14 protein-coding genes are annotated in these 19286 nt (G+C 73.5%); 11 read left to right on the top strand and 3 right to left on the bottom strand.

Translation table 11 applies throughout. The features are described 5' to 3' along the window. The first annotated feature begins 31 nt into the window (after positions 1 to 31). From NX801_RS18590 to NX801_RS18575, 4 genes are all read left to right on the top strand, one after another. Entirely contained in the window at positions 32 to 1900 is a 1869-nt protein-coding gene (locus tag NX801_RS18590; protein WP_258788879.1) for an IucA/IucC family protein, read from the top strand. A gap of 199 nt (positions 1901 to 2099) precedes the next feature. After that, positions 2100 to 2801, top strand: a complete 702-nt coding sequence (locus NX801_RS18585; protein WP_309505855.1) for a GNAT family N-acetyltransferase — start codon at positions 2100 to 2102, stop codon at positions 2799 to 2801. Between the two features lie 132 nt (positions 2802 to 2933). Then, the gene (locus tag NX801_RS18580; RefSeq protein WP_258788878.1) at positions 2934 to 4946 is read left to right on the top strand and encodes an IucA/IucC family protein; all 2013 of its coding nucleotides are present in this window, start codon (positions 2934 to 2936) and stop codon (positions 4944 to 4946) included. A 163-nt stretch (positions 4947 to 5109) separates the two neighbouring features. Then, complete coding sequence (locus NX801_RS18575) at positions 5110 to 7080, top strand: ATP-dependent DNA helicase (protein ID WP_258788877.1); 1971 nt, start codon at positions 5110 to 5112, stop codon at positions 7078 to 7080. 307 nt (positions 7081 to 7387) lie between these two features. On the opposite strand, the gene lexA is transcribed toward NX801_RS18575, so the two are convergent. Continuing rightward, the gene (gene lexA, locus NX801_RS18570) at positions 7388 to 8182 is read right to left on the bottom strand and encodes a transcriptional repressor LexA (protein WP_258788876.1); all 795 of its coding nucleotides are present in this window, start codon (positions 8180 to 8182) and stop codon (positions 7388 to 7390) included. 584 nt (positions 8183 to 8766) lie between these two features. Here lexA and nrdR point away from each other — a divergent pair. Next, complete coding sequence (nrdR, locus tag NX801_RS18565) at positions 8767 to 9279, top strand: transcriptional regulator NrdR (RefSeq protein ID WP_258788875.1); 513 nt, start codon at positions 8767 to 8769, stop codon at positions 9277 to 9279. Positions 9280 to 9443: 164 nt separating this feature from the next. Next, positions 9444 to 12362, top strand: a complete 2919-nt coding sequence (locus tag NX801_RS18560; RefSeq protein WP_258788874.1) for a vitamin B12-dependent ribonucleotide reductase — start codon at positions 9444 to 9446, stop codon at positions 12360 to 12362. A 212-nt stretch (positions 12363 to 12574) separates the two neighbouring features. Here the strand turns inward: NX801_RS18560 and NX801_RS18555 are convergent, their stop codons facing one another. Then, positions 12575 to 13105, bottom strand: coding sequence for a TerD family protein (locus NX801_RS18555; protein WP_258788873.1), 531 nt, complete (start codon positions 13103 to 13105; stop codon positions 12575 to 12577). Between the two features lie 213 nt (positions 13106 to 13318). On the opposite strand from NX801_RS18555, the gene NX801_RS18550 reads away from it, so the two are divergent. The 5 genes from NX801_RS18550 (at position 13319) to NX801_RS18530 (ending at position 17964) form a co-directional block, all read left to right on the top strand. Then, positions 13319 to 13924, top strand: a complete 606-nt coding sequence (locus NX801_RS18550; protein ID WP_258788872.1) for a YdbC family protein — start codon at positions 13319 to 13321, stop codon at positions 13922 to 13924. Between the two features lie 266 nt (positions 13925 to 14190). Then, positions 14191 to 14865: a histidine phosphatase family protein gene (locus NX801_RS18545; RefSeq protein WP_258788871.1), complete on the top strand. Its 675-nt coding sequence runs from the start codon at positions 14191 to 14193 to the stop codon at positions 14863 to 14865. Between the two features lie 99 nt (positions 14866 to 14964). Then, a complete protein-coding gene (locus NX801_RS18540) occupies positions 14965 to 15870 on the top strand; it encodes an ADP-ribosylglycohydrolase family protein (protein ID WP_258788870.1) in 906 nt (301 codons plus the stop codon). A 662-nt stretch (positions 15871 to 16532) separates the two neighbouring features. After that, the gene (gene rnhB / locus NX801_RS18535) at positions 16533 to 17243 is read left to right on the top strand and encodes a ribonuclease HII (protein ID WP_258788869.1); all 711 of its coding nucleotides are present in this window, start codon (positions 16533 to 16535) and stop codon (positions 17241 to 17243) included. Positions 17244 to 17337: 94 nt separating this feature from the next. Beyond that, entirely contained in the window at positions 17338 to 17964 is a 627-nt protein-coding gene (locus tag NX801_RS18530) for a hypothetical protein (protein WP_258788868.1), read from the top strand. 669 nt (positions 17965 to 18633) lie between these two features. Here the strand turns inward: NX801_RS18530 and NX801_RS18525 are convergent. After that, positions 18634 to 19263 carry a hypothetical protein gene (locus NX801_RS18525; RefSeq protein ID WP_258788867.1) on the bottom strand — a complete coding sequence of 210 codons (630 nt, stop codon included), beginning with the start codon at positions 19261 to 19263 and terminating at the stop codon, positions 18634 to 18636. Between the last annotated feature and the right edge of the window lie 23 nt (positions 19264 to 19286).

Here is a 19286-nt window from a genome sequence, read left to right as displayed (position 1 = left end):
CGCTGAACTCCCTGAGCAGAAAGCCACCTTCGTGAACCCGACCTCAGCATCCGAAGCGACCGGCACTCCCGGCGAGCCGGCCGTTGCCCCGTGCGCCACGGCCGGCGACCGGCCCTCCGTCCCGGCCGGCCGCACCGCGCCGCCGTCCGGCCCGGCTTCCGCCGCCGGGCCCGGTACGGCGCCGGACCCGCTCGACCATCCCGACCCGGCCCGGGCCGCCGACACGGCGGCGGTGGAGAGCCTGATCCGCTGCTGGGTACGGGAGAAGGACCTCAGCCCGCCGCCCGGCGACACCCTGCGCGTCCCGCTGGACGTCACCGGGACCGCGCTGCTGGTCCCCGTCCGCTACTGGTCGCCCACCGGCTGGCACCGCTTCGGCCCGCCGCGCGTCGAGAGCGCCCCGGACGGCGCCCCGCCCGCCGACGCGGTGACCGTGGCCGCGCTGCTCGGCCGGGAGTCCGGGCGCCCCGAAGGCACCGAACTCGTGGGCCGCGTCGCCGACTCCAGCCGCCGCACCGCCGAGTTCATCGCGCACCGGCGGGCCCACCCGGGGCCGGTCCCGGACGCCGATCTGTTCCTGGACGGCGAGCAGTCGCTCCTGCTGGGCCACCCGCTGCACCCGACGCCCAAGAGCCGCGAGGGACTCTCGGACGCCGAGGCCCGCCGCTACTCGCCCGAACTGCACGGCTCCTTCCCGCTGCACTGGCTGGCCGTCGACCGCTCCGTACTCGCCACCGACTCCGCCTGGACCGAGCAGGGCCGGACCGTCCCGGCCGAGCTGCTCACCGCCCGGCTCGCCGAGGGCCTGGCCCTGCCCGCCGGTACGGTCGCGCTGCCGCTCCATCCCTGGCAGGCCCGGGACGTGCGCCACCGCCCGGCCGTCGCCGCCCTGTTCGACGCGGGACTGCTGCGCGACCTCGGCCCGTACGGCGAGCCCTGGCACCCCACCTCGTCGGTCCGGACCGTCCACCGGCCGGGCGCCCCGGCCATGCTCAAGCTGTCGCTGGGCGTCCGGATCACCAACTCCCGCCGCGAGAACCTCCGCAAGGAGCTGCACCGGGGCACCGAGGTGCACCGGCTGCTCCGTTCCGGCCTGGGCGCCGAGTGGCAGACGGCGTACCCGTGCTTCGACATCGTGCGGGACCCGGCCTGGCTCGCGGTGGACGGCCCGGACGGCACCCCGGTGACCGGCCTCGACGCCATCCTGCGCCACAACCCGTTCGGCCCGGGTGACGACGCCGTCTGCCTGGCCGGGCTCACCGCGCCCCGGCCCTGGCCGGACGGGGGCGGGACGCGCTCCCGGCTGGCCGTGGTGATCTCCCGGCTCGCCGCCCGCACCGGCCGGCCGACCGGCGCCGTGGCGGCCGAGTGGTTCCTGCGCTACCTGGACCACGTGGTGCGCCCCGTCCTCTGGCTGGACGGCCACGGAGGCGTGGCGCTGGAGGCCCACCAGCAGAACACCCTGGTGATCCTCGACCCCGAGGGCTGGCCGGCCGGCGGCCGGTACCGGGACAACCAGGGGTACTACTTCCGCGAGTCCCACCGGGCGGCCCTGGAGCGGCGGTTGCCGGGGATCGGCACCGTCAGCGACACCTTCGTCTCCGACGAGGTCACCGACGAACGGTTCGCCTACTACCTGGGGATCAACAACGTCCTCGGGCTGATCGGTGCCTTCGGGGCCCAGCGGCTCGCGGACGAGCGGGTGCTGCTGGCCGCCTTCCGCCGGTTCCTGACCGCCGCGACCGGCCTCGGCTCCCCGCTGCCCGCCCGGCTGCTCGACAGCCCGACCCTGCGCTGCAAGGCCAACATGCTGACCAGGCTGCACGGTCTGGACGAACTGGTCGGGCCGGTCGACACCCAGTCCGTGTACGTGACCCTGACCAATCCGCTCCAGCTCTGACCCCGCCCCGCCGGACGGGGCCGCCCTCCGCCGGGTGCGGCCCCGGTCCGCACGGATCCGTGCGGGGCCGTACGGGGCCGTACGGGTCCGTGCCCGCGACGGGCCGCCCCGCGCGGCCCGTCACCACCCCGGCACCCCGACGCACCACTCGTTCCACCCGCCGCACAGAGCGGCCGAACCGCTGAGAGGAGCGCGCCCCGTGCCTCCCACCGACACCGGCACCCCGACCGGCGGCCCCGCCGGCACCGGCGGCGGGCCCGGCCCCGCCCCCGGCACCGAGGACGTACCGGGCCCGCGACCGTCGGAGACCGGGGGCGGCACCTTCGACGCCACCCTGCTGGACGCGGTGGCCGACTGGCGCCCGGCCACCACCCGGCTGGGCGTCTTCCGGCTCGTCCCGGTCCGGCTGGAGCGCGACCTCGCCCAGCTCAGCCGGTGGATGAACGATCCGGCTGTGGCGGCCTTCTGGGAGCTGGCCGGCCCGCCGTCCGTGACCGAGGCCCATGTACGCGCCCAACTCGACGGCGACGGACGGAGCGTGCCCTGTCTCGGGGTGCTCGACGCCACGCCGATGAGCTACTTCGAGATCTACCGGGCCGATCTCGATCCGCTCGCCCGCCACTATCCGGCCCGCCCGGACGACACCGGTGTCCATCTGCTGATCGGCGGGGGCGCCGACCGGGGGCGCGGGGTCGGGGCCACCCTGCTGCGCGCGGTGACCGATCTCGTACTCGACCACCGTCCCGGCTGTGAACGGGTCGTCGCCGAGCCCGATCTGCGCAACACGCCGTCCGTGTCGGCCTTCCTGACCGCCGGCTTCCGGCTCTCGGCGGAGGTCGACCTGCCCGAGAAGCGAGCCGCTCTGATGATCCGCGACCGTGCCCTGCGACACCTGCTGTGAACGGCGTCCCGCCGGCCGTGCCCGTGGTGAACGGCGTCCCGCCGGCCGTGTCCGTCGTGCACGGTGTCCTGGTGGCCGCACACCGCTCCCAGCCCCGCGCCATCCGTAACCGGTCCATACCCGAGGAGCCCCGTGCCGAAGTTCCCCGCCAGCCATGACGCCACCGCCCTGCCCCCGGCCCAGCCGCCGCTGGCCGCCCCGCCCGAGCTGAACCCGCACACCTGGGAGCGGGTCTCCCGCCGGCTGCTCGCCAAGATGCTGGGCGAGTTCGCGTACGAGGAGATCATCGAGCCCGTACGAACCACCGGCTCCGACCCGGACCCGGACTCGGACCCGGACTCGGGCTCGGGGTCTGGCTCCGGCTCCGGCGCGGGCCCCGGTTCCGGCGCGGACCGGGGCTCCCGCTCCGGTTCCGTTCCGGACGCGGACTGTGGCTCGGACTCCGGCCCGGGCTCCGGCTCCGGGAGCGGGTCCGGCGCCGGGCCCGGGGCGGCGGCCGTGGCGGAGCGGGCGCCCGGGCGGTACGCCATCGAGCTGGACGACGGCTCCCGGCTCGCCTTCCACGCCCGCCGGGGCTGCTACGGGAGCTGGCGCGTCGCGGCCGACTCGATCACCCACGACGGACGGCCCTTCACCGATCCGCTGCGCTTTCTCGTCCTGGCCCGCCGCCTTCTCGCGCTGGACGGCGCCACCCTCGGCCATCTGGTCCGCGAGCTGACCACCACGCTCGCCGCCGACACCCGGCTCGACCACACGGTCCCCACCGCCGCCCGGCTGGCCGACCTCGACTACGCCGAGCTGGAGGGCCACCAGACCGGCCATCCGTGGATCGTCTTCAACAAGGGGCGGGTCGGCTTCTCCGCGACCGACGCCGACCGCTGGGCCCCCGAGGCGCGCCGCCCGGCCCGGCTGCCGTGGATCGCGGTCAGCACCGAACTCGCCGTCTACCGGGGGGCCACCGGTCTGGCGACCCCGGAGGACCTCTACGCGGGCGAGCTGGACCCGGATGTCCGCGCCGCCTTCGACGCCGAGCTGCGGGCCCGGGGCCTCGACCCGGCCGGGTACCTCTTCCTGCCCGTCCACCCCTGGCAGTGGGACGAGGTGCTGCTGCCGCTGTTCGCGCCCGCCATAGCGCAGAACGCCATCGTGCCGCTGCCCGCCGACAACGACCTCCGGCTGCCCCAGCAGTCGATCCGTACCTTCCTCAACACCAGCCGCCCCGAGCGGCACACCGTGAAGCTGCCGCTGTCGGTGCTCAACACGCTGGTCTGGCGCGGGCTCCCGACCGAGCGCACGCTGGCGGCGCCCGCCGTCACCTCCTGGGTGCACGCGGTGCGGGACGCCGACCCGTTCCTCCGCGACGAGTGCGGGGTGATCCTGCTGGGCGAGGTCGCGTCGGTCACCGTCGAGCACCCGCTCTACGACCAGTTGCCGGAGGTGCCGTACCAGTACAAGGAACTGCTGGGCGCCATCTGGCGGGAGCCGCTGCGGCTGCCGGCCGGTGAACGAGCCCGGACGCTCGCCTCGCTGCTGCACACCGACGCCGAGGGCCGGGCCTTCACCGCCGAGCTGGTGGCCCGCTCCGGGCTGGCGCCCGAGGTCTGGCTGAAGCACCTCTTCGCCGCCCTGCTGCCGCCGCTGCTGCGCTTCCTCTACCGGTACGGAACCGTCTTCTCGCCGCACGGGGAGAACGCCATCGTGGTCTTCGACGAGCAGGACGTGCCGGTCCGGCTGGCGATCAAGGACTTCGTGGACGACGTCAATGTGAGCGCCCGGACACTGCCCGAGCACAGCACCATGTCCGAGGAGGTCCGGGAGATCCTGCTCACCGAGGAGCCCTCCTTCCTCACCCAGTTCATCCACTCCGGCCTCTTCGTGGGGGTGTTCCGCTATCTCGCCCCGCTCTGCGAGGAACAACTCGGCGTCAGCGAGGATGACTTCTGGTCACTCGTCCGGGCGGAGATCGTGCGGCACCACACCCGCTTCCCCGAGCTGAAGGAGCGGTACGAACTCTTCGACCTGCTCACCCCCCGGATCGACCGGCTCTGCCTCAACCGCAACCGGCTCCATCTGGACGGCTACCGGGACCGCCCCGAGCGCCCGCACGCCGCCGTCCACGGCACGGTGCCCAACCCGCTGGCCTGAACCGGCCCGGCCCGTCCGGCGCCGAGGGCCGCGTGGCCGGGGCCCGGCGGCCCCGGAAGCCGGGCTCTGCCTGCCCCGCCGGCGCCCGGACCCGGGGTGGCTCCGGGGTCCTCGCGGGCTTCGGGAGCGGGCTGTCGGTGGTGCCCCGTAGGGTGGTCGGACCATGACGAAGCCATCCCTCCCCGAGCTCCTCCATGCCGCCGTCTCCGCTGTCGGCGGCATGGAGCGGCCAGGCCAGACCGCCATGGCCGAGGCCGTGGCCCAGGCGATCGACGACGGTTCCCACCTGCTGGTCCAGGCGGGCACCGGCACCGGCAAGTCGCTCGGCTATCTGGTGCCCGCCCTGGCCCAGGGGGAGCGGGTGGTGGTGGCGACGGCGACGCTCGCGCTCCAGCGGCAGCTGGTCGAGCGGGACCTGCCGCGCACGGTGGAGGCCCTGCACCCGAAGCTGCGCAGGCGGCCGGAGTTCGCCATGCTCAAGGGCCGCTCCAACTACCTCTGTCTGCACCGGCTCCACGAGGGCATGCCGCAGGACGAGGAGGACGGCCTCTTCGATCAGTTCGAGACCGCCGCGCCCACCAGCAAGCTCGGCCAGGACCTGTTGCGGATGCGCGACTGGGCGGACGAGACGGAGACCGGTGACCGGGACGACCTCACCCCGGGCGTCTCCGACCGGGCCTGGGCCCAGGTGTCGGTCACCTCGCGGGAGTGCCTGGGCGCCACCAAGTGCGCGTACGGCGCCGAGTGCTTCGCGGAGGCCGCGCGGGAGCGGGCCAAGCTGGCCGATGTGGTGGTGACCAACCACGCGCTGCTCGCCATCGACGCGATCGAGGGCGCCCCGGTGCTGCCGCAGCACGAGGTGCTGATCGTGGACGAGGCCCATGAACTGGTCTCCCGGGTGACCGGGGTGGCCACCGGGGAACTCACGCCCGGCCAGGTCAACCGTGCGGTGCGCCGGGCGGCCAAGCTGGTGAACGAGAAGGCGGCCGATCAGCTCCAGACGGCCGCCGAGGGGTTCGAGCGGCTGATGGAGCTGGCGCTGCCCGGCCGGCTGGAGGAGATCCCGGAGGACCTGGGATACGCCCTGATGGCGCTGCGGGACGCCGCCCGGGCGGTGATCTCGGCGCTGGGCGCCACCCGGGACCGCTCGGTGCAGGACGAGGACGCGGTGCGGAAGCAGGCGCTGGCCTCGGTGGAGAGCATCCACACGGTGGCGGAGCGGATCACCCAGGGCTCCGAGTGGGACGTGGTCTGGTACGAGCGCCACGACCGCTTCGGCGCCTCACTGCGGGTGGCTCCGCTCTCCGTCTCCGGGCTGCTGCGGGAGAAGCTCTTCGCCGAGCGGTCCGTGGTGCTCACCTCCGCCACGCTCAAGCTGGGCGGCGACTTCAACGGGGTGGGCGCCTCGCTGGGGCTGGCCCCGGAGGGTACGGCGGGCGAGGAGCTGCCGGTCTGGCGGGGCATCGATGTGGGCTCGCCGTTCGACTACCCGAAGCAGGGCATCCTCTATGTCGCCCGGCATCTGGCCACCCCGGGCCGGGAAGGCAGCCGCACCGACATGCTCGACGAGCTGGCGGAGCTGGTGGAGGCGGCCGGCGGGCGGACGCTCGGGCTGTTCTCCTCGATGCGGGCGGCCCAGGCCGCCGCGGAGGCACTGCGCGGCCGGTCCGAGAAGCCGATCCTGCTCCAGGGCGAGGACACCCTGGGCGAGCTGATCAAGACCTTCGCGGGCGACCCCGAGACCTGTCTCTTCGGCACCCTCTCGCTCTGGCAGGGCGTGGACGTGCCGGGGTCCAGCTGCCAGCTGGTGGTGATGGACCGGATTCCGTTCCCGCGCCCGGACGACCCGCTGATGAGCGCCCGGCAGAAGGCGGTGGAGGAGGCCGGCGGCAATGGCTTCATGGCGGTGGCGGCGACCCATGCCGCGCTGCTGATGGCCCAGGGCGCGGGCCGGCTGGTGCGGGCGACCGGGGATCGGGGTGTGGTCGCCGTGCTGGACCCCCGGCTCGCCACCGCCCGGTACGGGAGCTATCTGCGGGCCTCGCTGCCCGACTTCTGGTACACCACCGACCGCAACCAGGTGCGCCGCTCGCTGGCGGCGATCGACACGGCGGCCCGGGAGGCGGCCTCCTGAGCCGCCGGGGCGCCGTTTCCTCGGGCCGCCGGTTCCGTGGGACCGGTGCGCGGTGCTTCGGTCCGGGACCCGGCTCGCTGGTTCGCCGGTCCGGTGCGGGGGGTGCGCCGGTTCGCGCTCGCGAGGTCGCGGGGTCGATCGCGGTCCAGCGGGGAGAACCCGTCGCGGTGCCCGGCCGGGGGGTCCGGTGGCGGAGCCTGTCCGGGGGCCGGCGCGGCGCCCGGCCGGGGCCGGACAGGGCGCGACCCCGGAACCGGCTGGGCGGCCTCCGGGGTCGGCGCGGATGTGCGGAAGTAGGGGCCGGGGCTCACACCCGCCGCAGCACCGCCACCACCTTGCCCAGAATGGTGGCCTCATCGCCCGGGATGGGCTGGTACGCGGAGTTGTGCGGCAGCAGCCAGACATGGCCGTCCTCCCGCTTGAACCGCTTGACCGTCGCCTCGCCGTCCAGCATCGCGGCCACGATGTCACCGTTCTCCGCGACCGGCTGGCGGCGGACGGTGACCCAGTCGCCGTCGCAGATGGCGGCCTCGATCATGGAATCGCCCACGACCTTCAGCACGAACAGCTCGCCGTCGCCGACGAGCTGCCGGGGGAGGGGGAAGACGTCCTCGACCGACTCCTCGGCGAGGATGGGGCCACCGGCGGCGATCCGGCCGACCAGCGGCACATACGAGGCGGCGGGCTTGCCGGTGGTGTCGGCGGGCTGGCTGCTGGGCTGGTCCGAACCCCGCACCTCGTACGCCCGGGGGCGGTGCGGGTCGCGGCGCAGGAAGCCCTTCCGCTCCAGCGCCATCAGCTGATGGGCGACCGAGGAGGTGCTGGACAGGCCGACCGCCTGGCCGATCTCGCGCATCGACGGCGGGTATCCTCGCCGCTGGACCGAGTCACGGATGACCTCGATGACCCGCCGCTGCCGGTCGGTGAGCCCGGAGCTGTCCGCCCGGATGCCGGGGGGCCTGCCGGGCAGTGAACGGGTGGGCTTGGCGCCCTCCGCGTGCGTGTTCATCTCCGTCACCTCGGTCATGGCGTGCACCGGCTCGATTCGGCCCGGGGAGCGGTCCTGAGCGGTAATGGCGGCACTGTCTGCGGTGGTGGTCACGTCGGCCCCTCTCGAATGGTCTCCCTGGCTGGACAACGGTAGTTGCTTTCGAAAGGTTGCGCCAAACACACGTTCGAGTGAAAAAACTCGGAATGGCTTACGTGTGCGCCGAGCGGGGTGTATGTGCGACCCATATCGAGGAAAGCCGCTGGTCGGCTCCTTTGTCGCGGCGGCTTCCGGAGCTCGGCGCGGTGCCTGCCGGGGCCGGCCGCCCGGCGCCGGTGTCGGTCACACGTGCGACCGGGCCGGATCCCGGCCCGGGCCCGGTCCGCCCGGGGCCCGGCCCCCGCCCCGGCGGGCCCCGGTGCGGGCCGCGCTCGGCCGCGTACCGCCGGAAGGGCCGCGCGGTACCGCCGGGGCGGTACCGCCGCCGTACCGCCGGAATGGTCACGCCGCGACACGCGTCGGGCACGCAAATGAGCTATCGACCCCACATCTAGTGGTTCGATGGCTCCGGCCACCCAGAAGTTGTGGTGCCCCTGTCTTTCGGGGCCCGCGCGATCGCATATGCTGGGGGCTGCCCCAGGGCCCCGAACGGGTCCGCCGAGGCCATTCAGTCGTGCTGTGAAGGAGGGTTGGGAGCCATGCACTGCCCCTTCTGCAGGCACCCCGACAGCCGGGTCGTGGACAGTCGCACCACCGACGACGGGACGTCCATCCGGCGCCGTCGCCAGTGCCCCGACTGCACCCGCCGCTTCACCACGGTGGAGACCTGCTCCCTGATGGTCGTCAAGCGCAGTGGGGTCACCGAGCCCTTCAGTCGCGCCAAGGTCATCAACGGTGTGCGCAAGGCGTGCCAGGGCCGGCCGGTCACCGAGGACGCCCTCGCGCAGCTCGGCCAGCGGGTGGAGGAGGCGGTGCGCGCCACCGGCAGCGCCGAGCTGACCACGCACGACGTCGGCCTCGCCATACTCGGTCCGCTGCGGGAGCTCGACGTGGTCGCGTATCTGCGTTTCGCGTCCGTCTACCGGGCGTTCGACTCGCTGGAGGACTTCGAGGCCGCCATCGCGGAGCTGCGCGAACAGCGGCCCGTCCCGGCGGACGGCGGCGCCACCGGGACCTCCGGGGTCCCGGAGCCGGCCCGCGCCGCCGGCTGATCCGGCAGGGGCCGGGTCGGGTCGCGGGAGCCCGTACGGGCCCCGGCGGCCCCGTATGACATGCCCGGACGCCGTGCGCGGCGCCCGGGCGAGAAGAAGAGAGAGACAGCACCCTGGGAAGTTTTGGGTGCTGGTGGGTGTTTTGCCCGTATATGGGAGGCGGCATGACAGAGACGGCGAGCGGTCCGGCGGCACGTGGTTCCCGCGCCAAGGGCGCCAAGGCGGCGGTCAAGGGCTCCAGGGAACAGGGGCTGCGGATCGAGCGGATCCACACGACGCCCGGCGTGCACCCGTACGACGAGGTGGCCTGGGAGAGCCGTGACGTCGTCATGACCAACTGGCGCGACGGCTCGGTCAACTTCGAGCAGCGCGGCGTGGAGTTCCCCGACTTCTGGTCGGTGAACGCGGTCAACATCGTCACCAGCAAGTATTTCCGCGGCGCCGTCGGCACCCCGCAGCGCGAGACGGGCCTCAAGCAGCTCATCGACCGGATCGTGAAGACGTACCGGAAGGCCGGCGAGGACCACGGGTACTTCGCCTCGCCCGCCGACGCCGAGATCTTCGAGCACGAGCTGGCCTACGCCCTGCTCCACCAGATCTTCAGCTTCAACTCCCCGGTGTGGTTCAACGTCGGCACGCCGCAGCCCCAGCAGGTCTCCGCCTGCTTCATCCTCGCCGTGGACGACTCCATGGAGTCGATCCTCAACTGGTACAAGGAAGAGGGGATGATCTTCAAGGGCGGCTCCGGCGCCGGCCTGAACCTCTCCCGCATCCGTTCCTCCAAGGAACTGCTCTCCTCCGGCGGCAACGCCTCCGGGCCGGTCTCCTTCATGCGCGGCGCCGACGCCTCCGCCGGCACCATCAAGTCCGGCGGCGCCACCCGCCGGGCGGCCAAGATGGTCATCCTCGACGTCGACCACCCCGACATCGAGGACTTCATCGCCACCAAGGTGAAGGAGGAGGAGAAGATCCGCGCCCTGCGCGACGCGGGCTTCGACATGGACCTGGGCGGCGACGACATCACGTCCGTCCAGTACCAGAACGCCAACAACTCCGTCCGGGTGAACGGCGAGTTCATGCGGGCCGTGGAGAGCGGCGGCACCTTCGGCCTGCGCTCGCGGATGACCGGCGAGGTCATCGAGGAGGTCAAGGCCAAGGAGCTCTTCCGCAAGATGGCCGAGGCGGCCTGGGCCTGCGCCGACCCGGGCATCCAGTACGACGACACCATCAACCACTGGCACACCTGCCCGGAGTCGGGGCGGATCAACGGCTCCAACCCGTGCAGCGAGTACATGCACCTGGACAACACCTCGTGCAACCTCGCCTCGCTGAACCTGATGAAGTTCCTCAAGGACGACGGCGCGGGCAACCAGTCGTTCGAGGCGGAGCGCTTCGCCAAGGTCGTCGAGCTGGTCATCACCGCGATGGACATCTCCATCTGCTTCGCGGACTTCCCGACGCAGACCATCGGTGACAACACCCGGGCCTTCCGCCAGCTGGGCATCGGCTACGCCAACCTCGGCGCCCTGCTGATGGCCACCGGCCACGCGTACGACTCCGACGGCGGCCGCGCGCTCGCCGGCGCCATCACCTCCCTGATGACCGGCACCTCCTACCGGCGCTCGGCCGAACTGGCCGCGGTCGTCGGCCCGTACGACGGCTACGCCCGCAACGCCGAGCCGCACCGGCGCGTCATGAAGCAGCACGCCGACGCCAACACCGTGGCCGTGCGCATGGACGATCTGGACACCCCCGTCTGGGCCGCCGCCACCGAGGCCTGGCAGGACGTGCTCCGGCTCGGCGAGAAGAACGGTTTCCGCAACGCCCAGGCGTCGGTCATCGCCCCCACCGGCACCATCGGTCTCGCGATGTCCTGCGACACCACCGGCCTGGAGCCCGACCTCGCCCTGGTCAAGTTCAAGAAGCTGGTCGGTGGCGGCTCCATGCAGATCGTCAACGGCACCGTCCCGCAGGCCCTGCGCCGCCTCGGCTACCAGGAGGAGCAGATCGAGGCGGTCGTCGCGCACATCGCGGAGCACGGCAATGTGATCGACGCCCCGGGCCTGAAGACCGAACACTACGAGGTCTTCGACTGCGCCATGGGCGAGCGCTCCATCTCCGCCATGGGCCACGTCCGGATGATGGCCGCGATCCAGCCCTGGATCTCCGGCGCCCTCTCCAAGACGGTCAACCTGCCGGAGTCGGCCACCGTCGAGGACGTCGAGGAGGTCTACTTCGAGGCGTGGAAGATGGGCGTCAAGGCGCTCGCCATCTACCGCGACAACTGCAAGGTCGGTCAGCCCCTCTCCGCCAAGACGAAGGAGAAGGAGAAGGCCGAGGTCACCGAGAAGGCCGAGGAGACGATCCGGGCCGCGGTCGAGAAGGTCGTCGAGTACCGCCCGGTGCGCAAGCGCCTTCCCAAGGGCCGTCCCGGCATCACCACCTCCTTCACGGTGGGCGGCGCCGAGGGCTACATGACCGCCAACTCCTACCCGGACGACGGTCTGGGCGAGGTCTTCCTGAAGATGTCCAAGCAGGGTTCGACCCTCGCGGGCATGATGGACGCCTTCTCCATCGCCGTCTCGGTCGGCCTCCAGTACGGCGTGCCGCTGGAGACGTACGTCTCGAAGTTCACCAACATGCGCTTCGAGCCGGCCGGTATGACGGACGACCCGGACGTGCGGATGGCGCAGTCGATCGTCGACTACATCTTCCGCCGCCTGGCGCTCGACTTCCTCCCGTTCGAGACCCGCTCGGCGCTCGGCATCCACTCCGCCGAGGAGCGCCAGCGGCACCTGGAGACCGGCTCCTACGGGCAGTCGGACGACGAGGACGACGTGGACGTGGAGGGCCTGGCGCAGTCCGCGCCGCGCCAGGAGGCCCCCCGGCCGGCGCCCGTCACCACCACCCCGCAGGCGGCGGTTCCGGCCCCGAAGCAGGCGCACACCTCGGCCGAACTGGTCGAGATGCAGCTCGGCATCAGCGCCGACGCCCCGCTCTGCTTCTCCTGCGGCACCAAGATGCAGCGTGCCGGCTCCTGCTACATCTGCGAGGGCTGCGGCTCCACCAGCGGCTGCAGCTGAGCGGCCGGCAGGCCGGGACCCCGAGGGGCCGGTGACCGACGGGGCCGTCCCGGGCAGTGCGCCCGGGGCGGCCCCGTCCGGTGTGCCGGGACCGTCCGACGGGTTCCGGCGGATTCTGACGGATCTCTGATGGGTTCCTGCAAGATTTCTACGGATTTCCGATGGACACGGCCCGGGGGCCGGCCCTCGCGGGCGGGCAGGCCGGTGCCGGGTCAGGGGCGCGGGCCGCCCATCAGGGTGGTGAAGGACTGCGGGTCGGCGTCGAAGCCACGGATCGCCCGCCGGTACTCCCAGCCGCCGGTGGCGTCGCGGGTGAACTCCACGACGGTGGCCGCCGTCGCGCCGGCCACGTCGGTGAAGTCATGGCTCTCCAGCTCGTCGTAGCCCTCCTTCACCGTCACCCGGGTGTTCGCCACGTCGCCGAAGGCGATGCGGCTCTCGCGCTGCTGGACGGCGACGCCCACCACCACCCGCCCGTAGGCCGGTGCGAGGCGCTGGAGCTCCAGGGTCATCGACTCGTCCACGCCGAACCCCTGGCCGTTGCGGCTGTCGCGGTTGAGGGTGATCGTGCCGTCCGGGGAGCGACTGTCGAAGTGCACCAGATAGACCGGCGTTCCCTGCGGCTCCGCCACCGGGTAGACCGCGGCGATCAGATCCAGGTCGTGGTCCGGGGCGCCGGCCGGGCTCGGATCCCACTTGAGCGAGACCTCCACCTTGCCGACCCCCTTGTTGAGACTGCCCACCCGCATCCCCTCTCTCGTCTCTCGCGTCCCGCTCTTCCCTGACGCCGGTCTCCCGGGCCGCCCGGAGGGCCCGCTGGCGGAGCTCAACCGGCCGCGCGCCGGGGCCCGTTGTCCTATGGTGTCACGGAGCGTGCGCGAAGGTGCCGTTCCGGTGGCGCCCGGGCCCTCCGGCGGGCGTGACCCGCGCCACGCCGGGCGCCGTACGATGGCGCGGTGCTGGTCAAGTGGAGTCGCTGCACCGTGGTCGACCGTCGGGGGTTCGAACGGGGCCAGCGGAAGTGGGCGGGGCTCCTGGGCGAGCCGGGTTTCCGGGGGCAGGGCGGCGGCTGGAGCCGGGGGCGGCCCGGGGTGGCCCACACCTTCACCTTCTGGGAGAGCCGCCCCTTCTACGACTCCTTCATGGCCCGCTCGCACGACCGGCTGGCAGCCGCGCAGTCGGGGACGTACAGCGGACTTCGTACCAAGCTGTTCGAGTACCGGTTCGATGTGAAGACGGGGTTCGAGCCGCGCTTCACCGACGCCGATGTCGTACGGGTGGCACACAGCCGGGTCCGGGCCGAGCGGGTCGAGCACTTCGCGCTGATGCAGGAGAAGGTGTGGAACCCCGCCATGGCCGGGTCGCCCGGGATGGTGCGGGGGCTCTTCGGGGAGGCCCCGGGGCACGAGTTCCTGGTCCTGTCGATGTGGCGGGCGGCGGCGGAGCACGGCAAGTACCGGACCGAGCGGGTGGAGCGGCTCGCGCTGCGCGCCCAGTTCGCGGCGGACGTCGCGGGGCTGACCGGCGCTGTGGTGGACCTGGAGGCGGGCTGGACGGTGTGAGCGCCCGGCCAGGCATGTCCCCCGCACCCGCGCCAGAGTCCGTCGTCCGCGCCAGGGGCCCGTCGCCCGGTCCCGTGTCCGCCGTTTGCCCGGGGCTGCCGCCTGCCGGGGTCTGCCGTCTGCCCGTGTCCGTCGTCCACCGGGGCGGGTACCGGGGGCGGTTCCGGGGTCCCGGACGAGGTGCCCGGCGGTACGGCTCCGCCGGACGGCGGGGGCGTGATCGGCCCGGCCGGGCCCCGCGCGGACCGGCGGATTAGGGTCGTTCCATGGCACGACCACGGCGCATCGTCCTCGTCCGGCACGGCGAGTCGGAGGGCAATGCCGACGACACGGTGTACGAGCGCGAGCCCGACCACGCGCTCGGGCTGACCGAGCTGGGCTGGCGGCAGGCCGCCGAGACCGGTGACCGGCTGCGCGGGCTCTTCGGGGACGAGCGGGTCAGCGTCTATCTCTCGCCCTACCGCCGCACCCACGAGACCTTCCGCGCCTTCGGGCTGGACCCGGAGCTGATCCGGGTCCGTGAGGAGCCCCGGCTGCGCGAGCAGGACTGGGGGAACTGGCAGGATCGCGAGGACGTACGGCTCCAGAAGGCGTACCGGGACGCCTACGGTCACTTCTTCTACCGCTTCGCCCAGGGAGAGTCGGGCGCCGATGTCTACGACCGGGTGGGTGCCTTTCTGGAGAGCCTGCACCGCAGCTTCGAGGCGCCCGACTCACCGCCCAATGTCCTGCTGGTCACCCACGGGCTGACCATGCGGCTGTTCTGCATGCGGTGGTTCCACTGGACGGTCGCCGAGTTCGAGTCGCTCTCCAATCCGCGCAACGGGGAGACCCGCACCCTCGTCCTGGGCGAGAACGGGCGCTACCGGCTGGACCGGCCCTTCGAGCGCTGGCGGGCGCCGGAGCCGTACGGCGTCATCGGCAGGCCGGGGGCGGCGTGACACGAACGACGCCGGGTGGGCGTACATGAACGACGCCGGGGGCGGCGTGACACGGACGACAGCGCCCGGTGCGGTGCCGGCGGATAGAGTGGCCGGGCGATGACCGACTCTGCTCTCGACCGGCGCTTCGACCGCGCCCTGGCCGGCCTGCGTGGACTGGCCGTGGGAGACGCCCTGGGCTCCCAGTTCTTCGTACCCGCGAACTACCCGCTGCTGAAACGGCGCGAAGTGCCGCCCGGCCCCTGGCAGTGGACCGACGACACCGAGATGGCCTGCTCCGTGCTGGCCGTGCTCGCCGGACACGGCCGCGTCGACCAGGATGCCCTGGCCAGGTCCTTCGCCGAGCACCATGACTTCGACCGCGGCTACGGCCCCGCGGTGAACCGGATGCTCCGGCTGATCCGGGAGGGCGGCGACTGGCGGGAGCTGGCCGCCGCGCTCTTTCAGGGGCAGGGGTCCTGGGGCAATGGCGCGGCCATGCGGATCGCCCCGCTCGGCGCCTGGTACGCCGACGACCCCGAACAGGCCACCCACCAGGCCGAGATCTCCTCGTACACCACGCATCAGCACCGTGAGGCGGTGGTCGGCTGCATGGCCGTCGCCGCGGCCGCCGCGCTCGCCGCCGCCCCGTCCGGGCCGCCGGCCCCGGCGGAGCTGCTGGACGGCGTGGTCGCCCTCGTTCCACGCAGCGCCGTCGGTGCCGGGCTGCGCCGGGCCAGGGACATGCTCGACTACGGGAACGCCGGGACGGTCGCCGCGGTGCTCGGGTGCGGCCGGCGGACCAGCGCGCATGACACGGTGCCGTTCGCGCTGTGGTCCGCCGCGCGCGCCCTGGGCGACTACGAGCGGGCGTTCTGGACCACCGCGGGGGTCGGCGGCGACGTCGACACCACCTGCGCCATCGTGGGCGGAGTGGTCGCCGCGGCCGGTGCGGCGCCGCCCGCCGTCTGGCGGGAGCGGACCGAGGAACTGCCCGGCTGGCTGCCGGCCGGGGCGCGTCACTGAGCCTGCGCGCGGGGCGGTGTCCCCGGGGCGACCCGGGCGGGCGTCCGCGCGGGCCGCCGCCGGACGGGCGGGTGGTGGATCGACTGGTGCCGCCGGGCCGCCGGACCGCTGTCTGTGGCGCCGCTGGCACCGGTGCACCCGGGGCCGCCGGTCCATGGCGCCGTTGGGGCCGCTGAGTACGGGGTCGCCGGACCGCCGGGCTGTGGCGACGCCGGCATCGATGCATGTGGGCCCGCCGGACCGCCTGATCGATGGGCGCCGCCGCGCCGCCGATCCGCGGCGCGGCCACCCGGGTGTTCTCGCCGCCGCCGGCGGGGCGCTGTCGCTGTCGCCGGTGTCGTGGCCGAAGGGGGCCGCTGTGCTCGCGGACACTGGGAAAAACCTGTGTACACGCCGCTTCGGCCGGCCGTTCGCGATTGCGACTTCTCGGGGCTTGGCTCGTTGTCGTTGTCTTCTTCATCGCTCGTTCACCGTCTCAACGGTCGGCCCTGTGGGAGGAGTCGGTGGAGCCACCGGCGATTTCCGGCCGATCTGACGATCTCACTGATATGTGCAGATGCCAAGAGATCGTCCCGGCGCGAGTCCGGAACCGGGCGCTCCGGGCGCCGGACCGCAATCCGGGTGTCGCGGACGCCTATGGGCGGCGTAACCTGTCTGGCGCCATGCCGTACGAACCGCCCACCCACACCGTCGAACGCTCGCTCAGGGCGACCACCGGCGCCAAGATCATCGCCGGTGTCGACGAGGTCGGACGCGGAGCGTGGGCCGGGCCTGTCACGGTCTGCGCGGCCGTCACCGGTCTGCGCCGCCCGCCCGCCGGACTCACCGACTCCAAGCTCCTGACCCCGAAGCGCCGGTCCGAACTGGCGCTGGAACTGGCCGCCTGGGTCACGTCGCACGCCCTCGGGCACGCGTCGCCGGAAGAGATCGACGCGCTGGGCATGACCGCCGCGCTGCGCCTGGCCGCCGTCCGGGCCCTGGAGGCTCTGCCGGTGCGTCCCGACGCGGTGATCCTGGACGGGAACCACGACTATCTGGGCCTGCCCTGGAAGGTCCGTACGGTGATCAAGGGCGACCAGTCCTGCGTCGCGGTCGCCGCCGCCTCGGTCCTGGCCAAGGTGCGGCGGGACGCGATGATGGCCGAACTGGGGGAGGGGTCCGTGCACTGCGCGGCCTTCGGCTTCGACGCGAACGCGGGCTACCCCTCGCCCGTGCACAAGGCCGCGCTGGCGGAGTGGGGGCCCACCCCGCACCACCGGCTGAGCTGGTCGTATCTGGACGCCCTGCCCCGGTGGCGGCACCTCAAGAAGGTCCGCCTCCCCGCGCAGGTGACCGCCCCGGAAAGCGGAGGCCAGCTCGGCTTCGACTTCTGAACCGGTCGGCGGTGTCCGCCCGCCCGAATCGCACGGTGGCGGTTATGCGCCACCCGCCGGTGCTTCTCGCACCGGTGTTTGATAGACATCACCCATGCCTCTCATCCCCGAGGAGCCTCAGATTCACGAGAGTGCCCAGGGTTCGCGCGTCACACCGGCCGCAGGCCGCCCCGTGCCGACCCCTCGTCCCGTACCCGGTCCGCGTTCCGCGGCCTCTCCGCGCCCCGGCCGTCCGGTCCCGGGCCCGGCCCGGCCCGCCGCCCCGGCGCAGCGCCCGCACCCCGGTGCCGGGCAGTCCCCGTCCCGGCCGGAGAGCCGTTCCGACTCCGGGACCCAGCCGCAGATCCAGCTGATCCCCGCCCCGGTGAACGGGGCGCTCGACGCCGCCGAGGAGGCCGTCGACCTGCTGCTCGACACCGGTCGGGCGCCCGGCGACATCCTGGTGCTCACCACCGGGGAACAGCACCCGTGGGCGGCTCATGAGTCGTCCTTCGGTGAGGCGTCCTACTGGGCCCAGCACGATGCCCGGGAGGACGTGTTCTTCGCGGACGCCGCCGCCGTGGAGCGCGCCTCGTCGCGTCCCGTGGTGGTCGTGGCCGTCAACGGCGGCGGTGACCATGCCGTCGACGTGCTGCCCGCCGCGCTGGCGCGGGCGAACGCGCTGCTGATCGTCTGCGGCGACGCCGAGCGGATCAACTCCGTTCTCGCCACGGGCGTCTGACCCGCGCGGCCCGGCCGGCCGGGCGGCGGTACGGCTCCGAGCGCGGTGGCCGTGCGCGGCCCGGGGCGCACGACGCCCGGCGCGCGGTGCCGCCGCGGCGGTGCGTGCCGACCGGCGGCTCCGTGGCGATTCGCCGGCCGCCGCGCCGGACCCTCTGGTGGGGTGAGGTTCGCCTCCGCCCCGCACGGGCGGGCGGGTCCGGCCCGTCGGATGCTTCCGGGGGCCGACCGTGCACGGCGCCGGGCGCGGGTGCCGGGACGCCACGGCGCCGCAGCCGATCGGTACTTGACGTGTCCTCATGAGGGCGCGCGCACAGGGTGGTCGGCTTTACTTCTGGCTCCCGTACGACTCCGCCGCCGGTCCCACGGCCGGCGGGGCCGTACGGGAGCCGGCGTGGTTGTCGCGGCGGTCGGCCATGGCACGTCCGGGCCCATGGTCCGGACGTACCGTGGCCGGGGCCCCACCCCCTGGGGGAGTCTTCCGCCGGTCGCCGGAGCCGCGCGGCCCGGGCCGCCAGGCTCACCCGCCGATCCCGCCGATCCCGCCGATCCCGCCGATCCCGCCGATCCCGCCGATCCCGCCGATCCCGCCGATCCCGCCGATCCCGCCGATCCCGCCGATCCCGCCGTCGGCATCGCCTCGCCCGGTCCGGTTCCGTTCGCCGCCCCGTCAGCGGGCGGCGGTACGGCGCAGTGGCTCGGCGGCCCCGCTCGCGGTGCGCGGCGCCGGAACTCCTTCGCCAGGCACCAGTTCCGCGAGGTCCACCGGCTTGGAGCCAGCGTGCGGCCGGCGGCCGCCGTGCCCCTCTCCCAGCACCTGCCAACCGCCAGCGGTGAGCGTGATGTACGCGCCGCAGCGCAGACCGTGCAGGGTGCAGGCGTCGCGCAGGCCCCACATCCAGGCGCCGTCCTCCTCCGTCCACCGCTCGTCCCCCGCGCGGCAGTAGAGCAGCACGGCGGTACGGACCGGGGTGCGCAGGCGCAGGTCGTGCGGGATGATCCGGCGCAGCCGGGCCAGCAGCGCGTTGCGGAACTCCCAGCCGTCGGCGGCCGCCGCGCGGGGGACGAACGAGGCGCTGGCGGCCAGCCGTTCCTCGTGGTCGAGGACGGCGACGACGGCGGTGCCGGGTTCCGGCCCGTGCCGGGAGTGCAGCCCGTTGACCACCTCACGCGGGTCACGCGGCACCGGTATCCCCGCCGCCGCCCACTCGGCCGGCGCGAGCACCCGGGCGAGGCGGTTGGCGGAGTCGGCCGCCGACGCGAGCGAGCCGGTCGCGGACGGAGCGAATCCGAAGGTCACGGTCCTCCCTTCGCAAACGCGCC

The sequence above is a fragment of the Streptomyces pyxinae genome (assembly GCF_024756275.1).
Lineage (GTDB): Bacteria > Actinomycetota > Actinomycetes > Streptomycetales > Streptomycetaceae > Streptomyces > Streptomyces pyxinae.
This window is presented reverse-complemented; position numbering and strand designations above follow the sequence as displayed.

Excerpts from the sequence above, each read along its gene's own strand:
- NX801_RS18575 (WP_258788877.1), top strand. The coding sequence starts at position 5,110 with ATGACGAAGCCATCCCTCCCCGAGCTCCTCCATGCCGCCGTCTCCGCT.
- nrdR (WP_258788875.1), top strand. The coding sequence starts at position 8,767 with ATGCACTGCCCCTTCTGCAGGCACCCCGACAGCCGGGTCGTGGACAGT.
- NX801_RS18560 (WP_258788874.1), top strand. The coding sequence starts at position 9,444 with ATGACAGAGACGGCGAGCGGTCCGGCGGCACGTGGTTCCCGCGCCAAG.
- NX801_RS18545 (WP_258788871.1), top strand. The coding sequence starts at position 14,191 with ATGGCACGACCACGGCGCATCGTCCTCGTCCGGCACGGCGAGTCGGAG.
- NX801_RS18540 (WP_258788870.1), top strand. The coding sequence starts at position 14,965 with ATGACCGACTCTGCTCTCGACCGGCGCTTCGACCGCGCCCTGGCCGGC.
- rnhB (WP_258788869.1), top strand. The coding sequence starts at position 16,533 with ATGCCGTACGAACCGCCCACCCACACCGTCGAACGCTCGCTCAGGGCG.
- NX801_RS18530 (WP_258788868.1), top strand. The coding sequence starts at position 17,338 with ATGCCTCTCATCCCCGAGGAGCCTCAGATTCACGAGAGTGCCCAGGGT.